Here is a 1,459-nt window from a genome sequence, read left to right on the forward strand (position 1 = left end):
GCTGAACCGCTTGAACGCGGTCTTCGTACGAGTACATGGACTACCTCCAGGTAGTCCAAGATTTTGTCCGCACCCCCTACGGCGCAGTTTCGTTGATGAACAAGGGTTTGCAGCAAAGCTCCAGCGACGTCTGGAATCGACCGGGATAAAAACAGGTCGTCCAGCACCAGCAAATCGCATTCGAGAATGCTCCGCAAACGCTTCTCTTGTTGTGGTGGTTCACTAAGCTCAAAGCGTGTGAAGAAGTCGTCGGTCTCAAGATACTGGACCTTATAGCCTTGCAGGACCGCCTGGTTGGCGACCGCCTTCGCGACGTGCGACTTGCCAGTGCCCGGTTTGCCGATAAGAAGCGCGTTCTCGCCGGCCGTGACGAACTTCAACGTCCTCAACTCCAGACAGGCTTGGCGTGGAAGCATTGGATTGAAGGACCAATCGAATTCGGCGAACGTAAGCCTCTCTTCCAAGCCCGACTGTTTGTGCCGGCGCTCGACGAGCCGTGATTGGCGGCGATCGAGTTCGTCTTGAAGATTCATTGAGAAGGTTTCCAGAAAGGGCTGGTTTGCCGCTTGCGCTTGCAACACGCGTGTTTCTAGCGTGTCGCGAACACCAGACAAATGCAGTTGTTTGAGCGAGCGCTCGATTTCTGGCATCGACATGGTCATTTGTTGGTCTCTCCAGTGGTCAAGGACGGTTCTTTGAGCTGCTGTTGCGCGCCGAGATTGAACAGCTCGCCGTATTCGGCGGCTGGACGGATTAGCGCGTGATCCTGGGTAAGAGGTAAAGCGAGTTGCGGCGCTTCGCTGAGCCGCTCCAGCGCTTGGTCGAACAGCCGCTCGACCAGTCCGCGAACTTGTTTATACGAACGCAGGCGGTGCTCTAATGCCTGGCTGCAGGCTTGCTCGACGATGCGGGGGGGGTACTTTTTTGCGAGACCGACGATGCCCCACATACCGCGCTAACCGACGCGCCCTTCGGAGTCAAACATCCGTTGGCAAAGCGCCTTGGTTTGGGGCCCAATGTCGCCGGCGGCCGATAGAAGGAAGGCTGTTTGACGGGATGGATTGAACGGCCGCTCGCCTTCCGGCAATAGCAACTGGCCCGGTTGTTTGAAGCGCGGGTGAATACGAAGCAGCGCCTGCGTTTGTCGGTCGCGAACTTCAATGGTCGAATCGAAGACGCGCACCAACACCAAGCTGCCGATCGCGGCGGGCCGAGCTGCGTACCAGCTATGATCGATTCGAACGGTCGTGTCGTCGGATACGGTGCGAACGACTTGCTCGAAGTAGCGGAAAGCTGTCAGGGGTAGCGCCCGCAGGTGCGGCTTCTCCTCCAGGAACATCGCTTCAACCTGCCGGCGTGCGCGACCGTGCAAGCGCTTGGACGCCCAGTTCGCTTCCCAGCGCACGAGAAACGCGTTCTGTTCCTCAATAGAGTCGAAGCGTCGGCCGCCAAGCGCGGT

Annotated in this window: 1 protein-coding gene and 1 pseudogene; both read right to left on the minus strand. The window is 58.2% G+C overall.

Annotated features, from left to right (window positions below):
* Positions 1-662, minus strand: a 662-nt coding sequence (locus AWB64_RS30545; RefSeq protein WP_157766744.1) for an ATP-binding protein, incomplete at its 3' end; no start/stop codon positions are given.
* A pseudogene (locus tag AWB64_RS30550) lies at positions 659-1,459 on the minus strand (Mu transposase domain-containing protein); the annotation flags it as partial. The pseudogene AWB64_RS30550 and the gene AWB64_RS30545, both read right to left, overlap by 4 nt.

The organism is Caballeronia sordidicola (assembly GCF_001544455.2).
Classification (GTDB): domain Bacteria; phylum Pseudomonadota; class Gammaproteobacteria; order Burkholderiales; family Burkholderiaceae; genus Caballeronia; species Caballeronia sordidicola.